Annotated in this window: 16 protein-coding genes and 1 pseudogene; 14 read left to right on the top strand and 3 right to left on the bottom strand. The window is 43.9% G+C overall.

What is annotated here, in order from left to right; all coding sequences use genetic code 11:
• The 11 genes and pseudogenes from F7C14_RS05475 to F7C14_RS05425 all read left to right on the top strand — a co-directional run.
• Positions 1-1,472: pseudogene (locus F7C14_RS05475) on the top strand (DNA-directed RNA polymerase subunit A'); the annotation flags it as partial.
• Position 1,473: 1 nt separating this feature from the next.
• A complete protein-coding gene (gene rpoA2, locus F7C14_RS05470) occupies positions 1,474-2,604 on the top strand; it encodes a DNA-directed RNA polymerase subunit A'' (RefSeq protein WP_290900666.1) in 1,131 nt (376 codons plus the stop codon).
• Positions 2,601-2,885 carry a 50S ribosomal protein L30e gene (locus F7C14_RS05465; protein WP_290900664.1) on the top strand — a complete coding sequence of 95 codons (285 nt, stop codon included), beginning with the start codon at positions 2,601-2,603 and terminating at the stop codon, positions 2,883-2,885. Before rpoA2 ends, F7C14_RS05465 begins: the two co-directional genes overlap by 4 nt.
• A gap of 20 nt (positions 2,886-2,905) precedes the next feature.
• Positions 2,906-3,325, top strand: a complete 420-nt coding sequence (locus tag F7C14_RS05460; RefSeq protein WP_290900662.1) for a NusA-like transcription termination signal-binding factor — start codon at positions 2,906-2,908, stop codon at positions 3,323-3,325.
• 13 nt (positions 3,326-3,338) lie between these two features.
• Positions 3,339-3,767, top strand: a complete 429-nt coding sequence (locus tag F7C14_RS05455; protein WP_012965270.1) for a 30S ribosomal protein S12 — start codon at positions 3,339-3,341, stop codon at positions 3,765-3,767.
• A gap of 4 nt (positions 3,768-3,771) precedes the next feature.
• Entirely contained in the window at positions 3,772-4,356 is a 585-nt protein-coding gene (gene rpsG / locus F7C14_RS05450) for a 30S ribosomal protein S7 (protein ID WP_290900660.1), read from the top strand.
• 5 nt (positions 4,357-4,361) lie between these two features.
• A complete protein-coding gene (locus F7C14_RS05445; RefSeq protein ID WP_290900658.1) occupies positions 4,362-6,548 on the top strand; it encodes an elongation factor EF-2 in 2,187 nt (728 codons plus the stop codon).
• 33 nt (positions 6,549-6,581) lie between these two features.
• Positions 6,582-6,977 (top strand): HEPN domain-containing protein, encoded by a 396-nt coding sequence (locus tag F7C14_RS05440; protein ID WP_290900656.1) that lies wholly within the window; start codon positions 6,582-6,584, stop codon positions 6,975-6,977.
• The gene (locus F7C14_RS05435; RefSeq protein ID WP_290900653.1) at positions 6,952-7,275 is read left to right on the top strand and encodes a nucleotidyltransferase domain-containing protein; all 324 of its coding nucleotides are present in this window, start codon (positions 6,952-6,954) and stop codon (positions 7,273-7,275) included. Before F7C14_RS05440 ends, F7C14_RS05435 begins: the two co-directional genes overlap by 26 nt.
• Positions 7,276-7,306: 31 nt before the next feature.
• Complete coding sequence (gene mptA / locus F7C14_RS05430) at positions 7,307-8,224, top strand: GTP cyclohydrolase MptA (RefSeq protein ID WP_290900651.1); 918 nt, start codon at positions 7,307-7,309, stop codon at positions 8,222-8,224.
• On the top strand, positions 8,221-9,552 hold the full coding sequence (locus F7C14_RS05425; protein WP_290900649.1) for a phosphatidylserine/phosphatidylglycerophosphate/cardiolipin synthase family protein: 1,332 nt from the start codon (positions 8,221-8,223) through the stop codon (positions 9,550-9,552). The genes mptA and F7C14_RS05425 overlap by 4 nt, the downstream gene beginning before the upstream one ends.
• Here the strand turns inward: F7C14_RS05425 and F7C14_RS05420 are convergent.
• Positions 9,523-10,620 carry a molybdenum cofactor synthesis domain-containing protein gene (locus tag F7C14_RS05420; protein WP_290900647.1) on the bottom strand — a complete coding sequence of 366 codons (1,098 nt, stop codon included), beginning with the start codon at positions 10,618-10,620 and terminating at the stop codon, positions 9,523-9,525. The genes F7C14_RS05425 and F7C14_RS05420 overlap by 30 nt on opposite strands.
• Before the next feature lie 27 nt (positions 10,621-10,647).
• The gene (locus tag F7C14_RS05415; RefSeq protein WP_290900645.1) at positions 10,648-11,127 is read right to left on the bottom strand and encodes a hypothetical protein; all 480 of its coding nucleotides are present in this window, start codon (positions 11,125-11,127) and stop codon (positions 10,648-10,650) included.
• A gap of 165 nt (positions 11,128-11,292) precedes the next feature.
• On the opposite strand from F7C14_RS05415, the gene F7C14_RS05410 reads away from it, so the two are divergent.
• Positions 11,293-11,472 carry a hypothetical protein gene (locus F7C14_RS05410; RefSeq protein WP_290900644.1) on the top strand — a complete coding sequence of 60 codons (180 nt, stop codon included), beginning with the start codon at positions 11,293-11,295 and terminating at the stop codon, positions 11,470-11,472.
• 16 nt (positions 11,473-11,488) lie between these two features.
• Here the strand turns inward: F7C14_RS05410 and F7C14_RS05405 are convergent, their stop codons facing one another.
• A complete protein-coding gene (locus F7C14_RS05405; protein ID WP_290900641.1) occupies positions 11,489-11,875 on the bottom strand; it encodes a 30S ribosomal protein S8e in 387 nt (128 codons plus the stop codon).
• A 172-nt stretch (positions 11,876-12,047) separates the two neighbouring features.
• Between F7C14_RS05405 and F7C14_RS05400 the strand changes: the two genes are divergently transcribed.
• A complete protein-coding gene (locus F7C14_RS05400; protein WP_290900639.1) occupies positions 12,048-12,710 on the top strand; it encodes a hypothetical protein in 663 nt (220 codons plus the stop codon).
• Between the two features lie 32 nt (positions 12,711-12,742).
• Positions 12,743-13,999: a CoA transferase gene (locus tag F7C14_RS05395; RefSeq protein ID WP_290900636.1), complete on the top strand. Its 1,257-nt coding sequence runs from the start codon at positions 12,743-12,745 to the stop codon at positions 13,997-13,999.

The following is a 13,999-nucleotide window of genomic DNA, read 5'->3' as shown; positions in this document are numbered from 1 at the left end:
TCATCGATGCTAACAGAGAGGAATTAGCTGAGAAGCTTGAGCCCGGATGGATCGTGGAAAGGCAGCTTAAAGATGGAGACATAGTTCTGTTCAACCGTCAGCCTTCTCTGCACAGAATGAGCATAATGGCTCACTACGTTAGAGTGCTACCGTACAAGACGTTCAGACTCAACCCGGCTGTTTGCCCACCCTACAACGCAGACTTCGACGGAGACGAAATGAACTTGCATGTTCCTCAGAGCATCGAAGCTCAGGCTGAAGCCAAGATTCTAATGGCTGTGCAGGAGCACATACTTTCTCCGAGATTTGGAGGACCTATTATAGGGGGAATTCACGATCACATCTCCGGGTTGTACCTGCTAACGAGAGGTGAGAAGCTTTTCAGCAAAGAGGAGGTAATGGAGCTCATCAGACCGATAAATGTAGAGAAGATTCCGGAACCCAAATACGATGGTAAATGGACAGGAAAGCAAATCTTCAGCATGATTCTTCCAGACATAACCCTTGAGTTCAAAGCCGAGATCTGTCAGGGATGCGAGAAGTGCGAAGGCGAAAACTGTCCCCACGACGCATATGTTGTGATAAGGAACGGTGAGCTGATTAAGGGAACGATAGATGAAAAGGCTGTAGGAGCTTTTAAGGGAATTATAATCGATGAAATAGTAAGAAAATACGGAACCGAGGAAGCTAAAAAGTTCATAGACAACATGACCCAGTTGGCGATAAGAGCGATAATGTTCTTCGGATTTACTGTCGGAATCGACGACGAAGACATTCCGAAGGAGGCAAGGGAGCAGATCGAAGAGATCATGAACGAGGCAGAGAAGAAAGTAGAAGAGCTAATAGAAGCTTACAAAGCAGGAAATCTTGAACCAATGCCGGGAAGAAGCTTGGAGGAAACTCTTGAGATGAAGATAATGCAGGTATTAGGAAAGGCGAGAGATCAGGCAGGTAAAATCGCAAGCCAGTACCTCGGAATGGACAATGCGGCAGTGATAATGGCTGTGAGCGGTGCAAGAGGATCGATGCTGAACCTAACGCAAATGGCAGCTTGTATAGGACAGCAGTCCGTCAGAGGAGAGAGAATTAGGAGAGGCTACGCATACAGCAACAGAACTTTGCCCCACTTCAAGCCGGGAGACCTTGGAGCGAGGGCAAGAGGGTTCGTTAGGAGCTCGTACAAGAGGGGTTTAACTCCGGTGGAGTTCTTCTTCCACGCTGTTGGAGGAAGAGAGGGGCTTGTCGATACAGCCGTCAGAACTTCGCAGTCGGGATACTTGCAAAGAAGGTTGATAAACGCTCTTCAGGATCTGAAGGTGGAGTACGACGGAACCGTTAGAGAACAAACCTCGGGAATTATCGTACAATTCAAATACGGTGAAGATGGTGTTGATCCGATGAAGAGCTTCAGAGGAAGAGGTGTGGACGTAAAAAGGATAATTAAAGAGGTTTTAGCCGAGAAGGAGGGTTAACATGTACGAGGAAATTTTTAAAGATTATCCTCTCCCAGAGGAGTTGAAAAAAGAAATTGTAGAAGAGCTTGAGAGGAGAAAAGTGGATAAGAAAACTGCAAAGAAAATTATCGAGAAGTGCTACGAAGTTTACATGAAAAACTTGATGGAGCCGGGAGAAGCTGCTGGTATAGTTGCGGCGCAATCTATAGGAGAGCCGGGAACTCAGATGACGATGAGAACGTTCCACTATGCTGGAGTAGCTGAAATAAACGTTACTCTTGGTTTACCAAGGCTTATAGAGATTCTCGACGTTAGAAAAAATCCATCGACACCAATGATGACCATCAGACTTCTTCCAGAGTACGCTAAAGACAGAGAAAAAGCCAGAGAAGTTGCAAACAGAATTGAAGCTACAACAGTGAACGACGTTGCAGATATAGCCACGGATCTGAGAAACATGAGGATAATAGTAACTCCAGACCCCAAAGCTCTCGAAAAGAAAGATCTGAAGTTTGCGGACGTTCTAAAGAAAATTGAAAAGAGCGTCAAAGAGGAGGTTTTCGAAGAGGACGGAAAGATAATAATCCAGATTAAGGAGCCGTCCTACAAGAAGCTCATGGACACCTTCGACAAAGTTCGAAAGCTCGTGATAGCTGGAATTAAGGAGATAAAGAGAGTCATAATCAGAAAGGAGGGTGATGAATACGTTCTCTACACGGAAGGCTCAAATCTGAAAAAGGTTATGAAAGTGAAGGGTGTGGACTTCACGAGGACGATAACGAACAACATTTACGAGATCTACGAAGTTCTCGGAATTGAGGCTGCGAGAAATGCAGTGATAAACGAGGCTTTGGCAACCCTCGAAGAGCAGGGTTTAGAAGTTGATGTGAGACATATAATGCTCGTAGCAGACGCTATGACTGCTGACGGAGAATTAAAGCAGATAGGAAGGCACGGTGTTGCTGGAGAGAAGCAAAGCATATTGGCAAGAGCTGCTTTCGAGATGACCGTAAACAATTTATTAGAAGCGTCTGTGAGAGGAGAGGTTGACAAGCTGAATGGTATAACTGAGAACATAATAGTCGGACAGCCGATTAAGCTCGGTACTGGAGATGTGGAGCTCGTGTTAAAGCTGGGGGGAAGTAAATGAAGGTAGATATAGAAAAGGCTTTGAGAAAGGCTTTGAGGACCGGAAAGGTTTACTTGGGAAGTAAAAGAACGATAAAAGCCGCAAGGAAAGGAGAGGCTAAAATGGTGATAGTTGCGAAGAACTGCCCGAAAGAAGTGCTGGAAAAGCTGAGGAAGTACGACGTGAAGATCGTTACAGTCGACAAGACTAACATGGAGCTCGGAGCTTTGTGCGGTAAACCTTTTAGTGTGGCTGCGTTAGCAATAATAGATGAGGGAGAATCGGAAATTTTACTCACTTAATTTTTTAGGAGAGTGTTTTTATGGAAGTCAAACTCACAACTGAGAGTATTAGAATTATGACGCTGTTCGAGAGTCTTACCGGAGCGAACGTTAAGGATTGCCTAATATACGATGACAAAGTCGTTCTCGTTGTCAGGAAAGGAGACATGGGATTGGCTATAGGAAAAGGAGGTATAAACGTTGAGAAAGCTAAGGAAATTATAGGGAAGAGGATAGAGATAGTGGAGCACAGCGAGGACCCTGAAGAATTTATAAAAAACATATTCAAGCCGATTAACGTCAAAGTAAAGATAATTAATAAAGGTGGAAAAAAGATCGCTCACGTTTACGCACCCCTTCAATACAAGGGTTTCGTTATAGGGAAGGGCGGAAAAAATATAAACAAAGCTAAAGAACTCGTGAGGAGACATCACGATATTGAAGATGTGATCGTGAAGTAGGGAGGTGGAGAATATGGGAAGAGGATTATTCGCTGCAAGAAAGCTCATCGAAAATAGGAAGAAGTTCAGGTGGAGCGATAAGAGGTACGTGAGAAGAGTACTCGAACTTAACGTGAAAGCCGACCCTCTCGAAGGGGCTCCAATGGCAAGAGGGATAGTGCTTGAAAAAGTAGGTATTGAGGCTCGTCAGCCGAACTCTGCTATAAGAAAAGCTGTGAGGGTGCAGCTAATCAAAAACGGAAAGCAGATAACAGCCTTCGTACCAGGAGATGGTGCGATAAACTACATCGACGAGCATGACGAAGTTATAGTGGAGAGGATAGGAGGAAGAATGGGTAGATCGATGGGAGACATCCCGGGAGTTAGATTCAAGGTTATCAAAGTCAACAGAACGAGCCTTAAGGAGCTTTGGAAGGGTAAGAAGGAGAAGCCTCTGAGGTGATCTAATGAAGTACGGATTGACGAAAGAAGAGCTTTTGGTATTCGGAAAGTACGACCCCTTCGAGGTTGAGGTTAAGGACCCAGCTTTGAAAAACTACATCTGCTTAGAGCCAAGAGTTGTGCCCCACACTCACGGAAGGCATGCTAACGAGCCTTTTGGAAAGCAGAAAGTGTTCATAGTTGAGAGACTAATCAACAAGGTGATGAGGAAAGGAAGAAACACTGGAAAGAAGATACTCGCCTACAACATCGTGAAGGAAGCTTTCGAGATAATAGAAAAGAAAACGAAGAAAAACCCATTGCAAGTGTTGGTTGATGCTCTCGTTAACGCTGGTCCAAGGGAAGAAGTTGTCAGACTCAAATACGGAGGTATCGCCGTTCCGAAAGCCGTAGATACTTCCAGCTTGAGAAGACTTGATGTTGCTTTAAGGAATATTGCCGAAGGTGCGAGACTTGCAGCCTTCAAATCCAAGAAGAGCATCGCTCAAGCTTTAGCCGATGAGATAATAGCTGCAGCGAATAACGAAAGCAGGAGCTACGCTATAGCTAAGAAAGAGGAGGTTGAGAGAGTCGCTAAATCGGCGAGGTGATGTAAATGAGAGCGAAGAAAATGGTCGACAAGATCAAGGAGCTGATGTACAAGCCAGAGAGGATCAGAAACATGGGAATAGTAGCGCACATAGACCACGGAAAAACGACACTTTCAGACAATCTCTTAGCTGGAGCCGGAATGATCAGCGAAGAATTAGCTGGAAGACAGCTTTACTTGGACTTCGATGAGCAGGAGAGGGAGAGGGGAATTACCATAAACGCTGCAAGCGTTTCGATGGTTCACGAATACAAAGGAAACGAATACTTGATAAACCTCATAGACACTCCAGGACACGTCGACTTCGGAGGAGAAGTGACGAGAGCGATGAGAGCTGTTGACGGAGTTATTGTAGTTGTGGATGCCGTCGAAGGAGTGATGCCTCAGACAGAAACGGTTCTCAGACAGGCTTTGAGAGAGAACGTGAAGCCCGTTTTGTTCATAAACAAGGTTGACAGGCTTATAAGAGAGTTGGAAGTTACTCCAGAAGAAATGCAAAAGAGGTTGTTGAAGGTTATTACTGAAGTAAACAAGCTCATTAAAGTAATGAAGCCAGAAAAATACAACGAGTGGAAGCTTGACGTTACCAATGGAAGTGTAGCTTTTGGATCAGCTCTGTACAACTGGGCGGTAAGCGTTCCTTCGATGAAGGAAACGGGAGTAGGATTCAAGGAAGTTTATGAATATTTGCAAAACGATGAGTGGAAAACCTTAGCTAAGAAGAGTCCGCTTCATGTTGTCGTTCTCGATATGGTCGTAAGGCATTTACCCTCACCCATAGAGGCTCAGAAGGAGAGAATAAAGACGATATGGAAGGGAGACATAAACAGCAAAGTCGGACAGGCTATGCTCAACTGCGATCCCAACGGTCCAGTAGCTTTGATGATAACGAAGATCGTCGCAGATCCACATGCTGGAGAGATTGCCGTAGGAAGACTTTTCAGCGGAACGCTAAAGCCGGGGATGGATCTATACATAATAGATAGAAGGGCCAAAAATAGAGTGCAGACGGTCGGTCTATTCATGGGACCGAAGAGGGTGGAAGTCGAGGAGGTTCCAGCCGGAAACATAGTGGCTGTCGTCGGACTTAGAGACGCTGCTGCTGGATCCACCTGTACGTCAGTTGAGGAAATGGAGCCTTTCGAGTCGATACAGCACTTCAGCGAGCCAGTGGTGACGATGGCTATCGAAGCTAAAAATCCAAGAGATCTGCCAAAGCTCATAGAAGTTTTGAGAAAGCTTGCTAAAGAAGACCCAACGCTACACGTAACCCTGAACGAAGAGACCGGAGAGCACTTAATAAGCGGAATGGGAGAGCTGCACTTAGAAGTTAAAGTCGAGAAGATAAGGAGAGAGTACGGACTTGAAGTCGTAACTTCCCCGCCGATAGTTGTTTTCAGAGAGACAGTCACGACAACATCGCCAGTTGTGGAAGGAAAGTCTCCGAACAAGCACAACAGGTTCTACATCGTCGTGGAGCCATGTCCACCGGAAGTAATAAGGGTGTTCAAAGAAGGACTCATCGATTTGAAAAAGACCGACAAAAGCACGAAGAGGAAGATACTGACAGAAGCTGGATTGAGCGGAGAAGAAGCTGCCGGAGTTCAAGAGTATTTCGAAGGAAACATATTCGTCGACGTGACGAAAGGTTTGCAGTATTTAAACGAAACTATGGAGCTAATTCTTGAAGGTTTTAGAGATGCGATGAGAGCTGGACCTTTAGCAAGAGAGCCCTGCATGGGATTAAAAGTTAAGCTCGTAGATGCGAAGCTTCACGAAGATGCTGTCCATAGAGGACCAGCTCAAGTCATTCCAGCGGTAAGGTCAGCAATATTTGCCGCGATGCTTCAAGCGAAGCCGACATTGCTTGAACCTTACCAGAAAGTCTTCATAACAGTTCCTCAGGACATGCTCGGAAATGTGACAAGAGAGCTGCAAGGAAGAAGAGGACAGATAATCGAGATAAACACCGAAGGAGACATGGTGACGATAGTGGCTAAAGCTCCAGTGAAGGAAATGTTCGGTTTCGCTGGAGCGATAAGAAGCGCAACTTCGGGCAAAGCAATCTGGAGCACAGAATTTGCAGGATTCGAGCCAGTTCCACCGAATCTCGTTGAAGAGTTCATAATGGAAGTCAGAAAGAGAAAAGGGTTGAAGCTCGAAATTCCTAAGCCAGAGGATTTCTTATCCTAAACTTTTTTATATTTCCTTTAAATAACCTCAAGTGTGAGCATTTCGGAGTACAAGATATTGAAAAACAGATCACTGGAATTTCTTAAATATGCTGAAATACAACTCAATGAAGGTCATTATGCCCTCTCGTGTTTTAGCTCTGAACAGGCAGTACAGCTGTATTTAAAGAGCAAAATTTTAAAGATTAGTGGAGAAATACCAAGAACCCACTCCATAAGGGAACTACTCGGAATATTGGCAAGACTTACAAGTAGAGAGGAAGATGTCAATGAGTTTATCAAAAAAAAGAGAGCAGAGATAAGAATGATGGAAAGCGCATACATTGAGAGCAGGTACATTCCAAAAGAGTTTGAAGAGGATGACGCAAGACTTCTATTCTCTCTTGCAAAAGAGGTGATAAAGTTTGTCGATAGTATATCCCCGGATTGAACTTCTAAAAAAGTACAAGGAGCATCTACCTAAGATAGTCAAAAAATGTGAGGAAGTTTTGGGAAGTTGCGAAATATACGTTTTTGGAAGCATTCTTGACGAATTTACAGGAGGAAGTGATGTAGATTTGTTGATAGTATCAGATAAAGTCCCAAAAAGTTTGAAAGAAAGAGCAAAAATTTTAGCAAAAATAGAGGAGGAGCTCCCCTTGTATCATCCCTTCGAGTTTCACTTAGTCGACAAAAAAGGTTTCGAATTTTACAGAAAACAATCGAAAAAGATGAAAAGAATTCGGTAACCTTAAATAGAATCTTGCGGAGTGCAATTTGATGCTACCGGATGTACAAACGCTTGAACCAGAAATACCGATAGGCTTGAGTAGAGTCGGGGCGAGGGGAATAAAAAAGCTCGTTCAGGTTAAGAGGGAAGGAAAAAGACCGATCATACTCATCTCCACCTTCGACGTTTTTGTCAACCTACCCTCAAGCAGAAAAGGGGTAAATTTGAGCAGGAATTTCGAAGCTGTGGATGAAGTCATAGAGAGAATAACTTGGGAACCCGTGGAAAACGTCGAAGATCTCGTTTTAAGAATGACCGACGAGCTTCTTGAGAGACACGAATACGCAGATGAGGCTGAAGTGAGGATGAGGGCTGAACTCATAATGAGAAAAAGAACTCCGGCGTCGGAAATAAAAACGCAGGAAGTCGTTAACATATTCTGCAACGCTAAAAAAAGGAGAAATGGAGAAGAGAAAGTTATGGTTGGTGTGGAAGTTTACGGCATCACCGTCTGCCCTTGCGCTCAGGAGCTTGTTAGAGCAAATACCGTAAGGAGACTTGAAAAGATACTCAGCGAAGAAGAGCTTTCTGAAGTTGTAAAGTTGATCCCGTTTGCCTCTCACAATCAGAGAGGAAGGGCGCTCATCATGATAGAATCCCGAAAGGAATTTAGACCGAGAATAGAAGATCTCATAAGAATCGCTAAAAGCTCTATGAGCTACGAGGTTTTCGAGATTTTGAAGAGGAGTGACGAGCTTGAGGTTGTTGAAAAAGCCCACTTCAAGCCAATGTTCGTTGAGGACAGCGTGAGGCAGATGGCTAAGGCATTAGTTGAAACGTTCAAAGACGCTCCAGACGATGCAGAAGTTTACTTAAGACAGCTTAACGAGGAAAGCATTCACCAGCACGACGTTATAGCTGAGAGGAGGGCTACAATCGGCGAACTTAGAAAAGAACTCGGAGTATGAGAATTTTCATTCTCTTAGCGCTTCTACTTTACCCAGCTTCAGCCGAGATACTCGAAGTCTATCCAAATCCTTTCAACGAGGAGGAGGAATACGTTAAAATTCTCTGCAACAGCAACTGCACTTTCACAGACTTCGAGAAGGAGATGAAATTTGAAAAAGGAATTCATTACATTGCTAAAAATTCAACAGCCTTCAAAAACAAGTTCGGATTCTATCCAGACGCTGAGGGGGTTTCCCTGTCCAACAACGGTGAGCTTATAGCACTTATCGAAGAAAACTCCGTCGAATACTTCAACTGGGCGTGGATCTATCTCGATGAGGGAGTGATATATTTCAAGGAGAGAGGTAAATGGGATTTTAGATACGAAGGCTGGAGCTCTTTCGAGCCAATTGAAGACGAAGTTTCCGGAAGGTTAATCCTCTGTCCGTGCGATTACAGGCTGAAAGGGGAGGGAATAGTTTACGCCTACACGATCTACGACACCGAAAGCTTCGAAGGGAATTTTACCTTCGCAGTTGATTCCACCCCAGTTGGAGGTATTCCCCTGAACGTGAAGATGCTTGAGGAAAATAACAAGGTTTACTACCTCAAATCGAAGGTTTACAGAAACTTCCATGCAAAGTTTGCTGTAGTTGGAAATAAAGTCGTCATAACCACCGAAAACTGGAAATGGGACAAGAGGGGAATTGTGGTCGAATTTAATAGTGAGAAAATATCAGAAGCGTTAAAAGAGCTGTTTTACAACGATTTGAAGTACTCTGCTCAGCCAAAGAGCTTTAAGAATTACGTTAAGGTTGAAAGAGGAAAAGGCAAGTCTTTCGATTTCAGCGGGAAAGTTGCTCTCTACGTTATGCCTGAAAACAATCCCGTGTTCGATTTTATAAGATCTGCGAAAAAGAGGTTGTACGTGACAGCTCCAACTCTGGATTTCGAGTATTTCAACGGAACTCCGCTACTTGATGAGATTCTGAACGCTTCCAAGAGAGGGGTGGACGTGAAGATTCTTGTGAGCTACGGAGATCTTGAGTTCTTGGAAGAATACGGAATAGAAGTTGAAAAGCTCAAAAATCCGAAAATTCACGGAAAGTATTTGATCTCCGACAGTTCGGTGCTAATAACTTCAGCCAACCTAAACAAGTACGGATTAAAGTTGAACAGAGAAATTGCCCTAAAAATCGAAGATGAAAAGCTTGCTGACAAGCTTGCCGAAGAATTTCTTAGAGATTTTAAGAAGGGGTTCGATGAAAGAGAGTACCTCTACCTCCTTCTCTCGTCAGTTGGGTTCTTTGTCGCAGCGCTAATCTTTTTGAAAAGACAGCAGTCTTAAAATTTCTTCTTCAAGCTTTTTATCCCTCGAAATTACATCGAGCCTCACAGAGCTTACTTTCTCCCCCCTCACTCCAAGTTTCTCGGCGAAGGGTTTAAGGAACAAAGCTCCATCTATCTTTCCCCTTCTCAAAGCATGATACATCTGGAAGTGGTCCCTGAATTCAATTTCTGATTTAAGCTCGTAACCTTCCACGCTGCCAATTTTGCCATCTTTTCCAGCAAAGATAACGTCAACTTCGTACTTTTCTCCGAGGGTTACAACCGCATCGACGTTTCCCAAAGCAAACTCAACCTTCGCAAGTTTCTGATCGGATGTGAGGTAAAAGGAGTTTAGATCGAGCAACTTCAACAAGTCGACTCCAGCCACAACGAAATCGTACGTCTTGGAGAAAATCCTAACTTTTCTTTTCTCTCCCCTCTCAATAACCTCCTCGTTTTCAGCTATCTCCAAATAGCCAGAAGCGTTGGTTAAAGATGTTATCGCTCCAGATCCTTTCTCCAGAGGAAAAATCCTTTTTCCCGCAACCACAACCGGAAGAAGCTCCCTTCTCCCTTCGGAGTATATCCTTTTAGCCACAACCCCCTCTACAATTTGATTTTCCACCCGAGCTTTAACGGATTTGAGTAAAACCGGTTTGACGAACTCGTGTAAAATCGTCAAAGCGGAGACTGGAAATCCGGGAAGTCCGAAGAGAATTGAGTCGGAAATTTTAGCAACCAGAAAAGGCTTTCCCGGCTTTATCCTAACACCGTGGAAAACGATTTCGCCAACGTCTTTAACAGCCTCAACGAGCAAATCCCTCTCTCCAGCTGATGTCGCTCCGGAGGTTATTAAGACGTCATACTCTTTCGAAGCTTCCGCAAGTTTCTTTTTCATCTCCTCAACGTCATCTTTCAATATTCCAAGAAACTCTGCAGAAAAACCGAGATTGCGAAGAGAGGTAACTATTGCGAAACCATTTACATCGAAAATTTTTCCATGTTCTAACTTTTCCCCCGGAAGGATAATTTCATTTCCCGTGCTAAATACAGCTACTTTCAAATCGTAGATCTTGATTTTCCTCAATCCCAGTCCAGAAAGAAGACCTATTTTCTATGGAGTTAGCTTTTCACCTTCCCTAACAACCAACTCCCCTTCAGCTACATCTGATCCTTTGAGCATGACGTTTTCCTTGGGAGCTACAGCTTTCTTAACGAAAACGTATCCTTCCTTCTCTTCGCAATTCTCAATCATAACCACCGCATCACTGTTTTCCGGAATTATCGCTCCAGTAGCAATTTTCGCACACTCTCCAGAGGAAATTCTCACCCTCTTAAACTCTCCAGCCTCTATCGACTCCACTATTTTCAGCTTAACCGGACTCGTTTCTGAAGCGTTTACAACGTCCTCGCTTAAAACAGCATAGCCATCTCTTGTGGATCTGTTAAAAGGCGGAAGATCTATTGGAGCAAAGACATCTTCAGCCGAGAATTTGTTTACCGCATCGAGAACAAAAACTTCTCTCTTTTCAACGGGGAGTTTAATCGTTTCAAGAAGCTTTTTTGCCTCTTCCACCTCTATTAACCTCTTCACAGGGTTAAATTTCCCGGCAGCTATTTAAATTCTTCCTGAATTGGCATATCATCATCATTTTCAATGGAAAAATATTTAACCGATAAACATCGTTAAATATTATTGGTGATAAATATGCGACACCTCCCAACTTTGTGGGGGTTGATATTCGGAGTGTATGTGTTGATGAGTTCTATTTTGCTGTCTTATTCCTACGGAGGGTTGCCAAACTTTGGAGTGACGATGAAGGTGCTTGGATACGGAGCGATATTATCCCTTGCTATCGCCGCGAGTCTGAGCTTTGTTGTTGCAGAAGTTGAGAGAAGCAAGGTTCCAAGCGGTGCTAAGAAAAGTAGGGAGGGCTAAAAATACCTTAAATTTTTTAGCTGGCTTGTTCTATAAGGACAGCATTTATTACTCCTTCCTGACTCGGCCTATTCGTCACCTTCGCAAGTCCGATGCTCGTTTTGATTATGGCACCCTTGGTTATTACGTTTCTCCTTGCGTAGTGCATGTGAGCCTTGTTTTCAACGACGCTCTCAATTTCCACCCTCACAACTTTCCCTTCTGAAGGAACGTAAACGTTAGCGTATTTGTCGGCGAAGAGCTTTATCTTGTAGTTGCCACCCCTAACTCTAACCTTCTTTATCTTTCTCTCCCCTACGTGAGTTTCTACGGGCTCCCTTCCCAGCTCGTACTTTCTCTTTTTCCTGTGCGGCTTGTACAAACCTCCCGTCGGCTTCCTCCTACTTCTACCCTGCCAGATCATCGTTACACCTCCTGAACTCGATTTGCTCGATCACTCAATATATAATTTTTGCCACCGAAAAGCTCCCTTCTCCTTCAGCTTCAAGCCCCATCTTTTCGACAAAGCATCAGAGTTTGAGTATGCCATTACCAATTGAAAAAATTAAAGTACTATGACTAACAGATTTCTTTACGTGAAGTTTAAAGAGTTCGTTGAATTTGCGGTAAGCAACTCGATAGGCTTGATTTACGATGATAGCTATGGAGTTGGAATGATCATAAAAGAGATGATGAAGCTCTTTAAAAACAATGAGATATACTACGTAATTTTCACGGACATGAACGATAGAAGGACAAAAAAGTTCTTCGAGAACCTTTCGAAAGCTGACGAAGAATTCGGAGAAGTTTTGGAGAGCGTTAAAGCAATAAAAATCGGTAGGAGCAGAGAAGTCTTCAACAACAACCTTTTCGCTTACATCGAGATGACAAACGACATAGAAGGGATATTCCACGATCTTGCAACCACTGTCAAGAAATTGGATGAAAGAGCTCTGATTATATACGACGGAATGTTTCTGTTTTACAGAATCTGCGGAGAGAAAACTTTTCTTGAGAATTTCGAGAAGTTTATTTCGTCTATCGGAAACTTCAGGGGAGTTACGCTGATTCCTGTGATGTCGAGGGTTAACGAAAGCATCGCCTACCTTTTCGATCTCGTGCTGAGCGTTAGAAGGTTGGAAAAGCCTTACAATATGGGAAGAAGAGAATACGAGGTGGAAATTCTCCACAGCATATTCCCACAACTTCCACCCCTCTTAGCTTTCAAGATCATTCAGGATGAGATCGTGGAGATGTAAGGAATAAATACTTGGAATTCTAACAATTTAACATGAAGAAATTGCCCCTCGAAGGTGTGCGGGTTCTTGACGTGACGAGGATTATCTACGGGCCTTGGGCGGCAACACTCTTGGCTCTGCTTGGAGCCGAAGTAATTCATGTGGAAATGCCGAAAAGCGGAGACACTTTGATTAGACTCGTTTCTCCGGGAGGTGTTTTTCCAAGAAATCTTTCTCCGGGGATGATGTGTTGCAACGCAAACAAGTACTTCGTGGCTATAGACATGAGAAAAGAAGAGGGAAGAGAGTTGATAAGGAAATTAGCCGCAAGATGTGACGTTTTGATGGAGAACTTTAAGCCAGGAACTTTCGACAGGTGGGGAATAGGCTACAGACAGCTCAGCGAAATAAACCCAAGGCTTATCTACGTGAGCATGCAAGGCTTTGGGAACTGGGGCGAGCTTTGGGAAAGACCAAGCTACGATGCCTACGCTCAGGGGATAACGGGATTGGCTGAAATAACCGGATTCGAAGAGGCAATCCCCGTGAAATCCCAAGCGTGGATAGGAGATTTTCTCAGCGGAACCATAGCAGCTTTTACGACGTTAGCCGCTCTCTACTGGAGAAACAAGAGTGGAAAAGGTCAGTTCATAGATATGAGTCAGGCAGAGGTTTTGATGAGAGCAATGGACTGGACTTGGCTGTATATTTCGTTAACCGGAGAGAATAGAAAAAGATACGGAAACAGAGATCCAGCTGTAGTGGTTTCCTGTATAGCAAGAGCAAAAGACGGTTTCGTGGCTATAGCTGCCGTGAGAGAGGATGAATACTTGGCTCTATGCAAAGCCATCGGTAGAGAAGACTTAGAGAAGTTCGTAAACTACGAGAAGAGAGTTGAGAACTCTGAGGAAATTTACAACGCTATCGAAGATTGGGCTAAAAACAAGAGCGTTGAGGAGATTTTGAGAAAGGCTGAGGAAAGCGGTTTTGCAGCTTCAAGAGTTATGAACTCAAAGAACATATACGAAAGTGAACACTACAGGAAGAGGAATGCTGTTCAGATATTCTTCGACCCGATATACGAAGAACTCTGCTATCCATTTGCCTTACACTTCTCAAATGCCGATCTGAAGGTTCTCTGGAGCATGCGCCCGGTTGGCTTTGACAACGAGCACGTTTTCAGAAGGATCCTCGGATTGCCCGAGGAGGAGCTTAGACTGCTATACGAAAAGGAAGTCATAGGGAAATGGGACGAAAGAATTCCAACTACAGCCCCACCGGAAGGAAAGGAGGACAAAGCTTTCTACTGA

It is taken from the genome of Ferroglobus sp., assembly GCF_015521575.1.
Taxonomy (GTDB): domain Archaea; phylum Halobacteriota; class Archaeoglobi; order Archaeoglobales; family Archaeoglobaceae; genus Ferroglobus.
The sequence above is the reverse complement of the archived record's forward strand: the minus strand, read 5'-3'. Positions and strand labels throughout refer to the sequence as shown.

Excerpts from the sequence above, each read along its gene's own strand:
- rpoA2 (WP_290900666.1), top strand. The coding sequence starts at position 1,474 with ATGTACGAGGAAATTTTTAAAGATTATCCTCTCCCAGAGGAGTTGAAA.
- F7C14_RS05465 (WP_290900664.1), top strand. The coding sequence starts at position 2,601 with ATGAAGGTAGATATAGAAAAGGCTTTGAGAAAGGCTTTGAGGACCGGA.
- F7C14_RS05460 (WP_290900662.1), top strand. The coding sequence starts at position 2,906 with ATGGAAGTCAAACTCACAACTGAGAGTATTAGAATTATGACGCTGTTC.
- F7C14_RS05455 (WP_012965270.1), top strand. The coding sequence starts at position 3,339 with ATGGGAAGAGGATTATTCGCTGCAAGAAAGCTCATCGAAAATAGGAAG.
- rpsG (WP_290900660.1), top strand. The coding sequence starts at position 3,772 with ATGAAGTACGGATTGACGAAAGAAGAGCTTTTGGTATTCGGAAAGTAC.
- F7C14_RS05445 (WP_290900658.1), top strand. The coding sequence starts at position 4,362 with ATGAGAGCGAAGAAAATGGTCGACAAGATCAAGGAGCTGATGTACAAG.
- mptA (WP_290900651.1), top strand. The coding sequence starts at position 7,307 with ATGCTACCGGATGTACAAACGCTTGAACCAGAAATACCGATAGGCTTG.
- F7C14_RS05425 (WP_290900649.1), top strand. The coding sequence starts at position 8,221 with ATGAGAATTTTCATTCTCTTAGCGCTTCTACTTTACCCAGCTTCAGCC.
- F7C14_RS05410 (WP_290900644.1), top strand. The coding sequence starts at position 11,293 with ATGAGTTCTATTTTGCTGTCTTATTCCTACGGAGGGTTGCCAAACTTT.
- F7C14_RS05405 (WP_290900641.1), bottom strand. The coding sequence starts at position 11,875 with ATGATCTGGCAGGGTAGAAGTAGGAGGAAGCCGACGGGAGGTTTGTAC.
- F7C14_RS05395 (WP_290900636.1), top strand. The coding sequence starts at position 12,743 with ATGAAGAAATTGCCCCTCGAAGGTGTGCGGGTTCTTGACGTGACGAGG.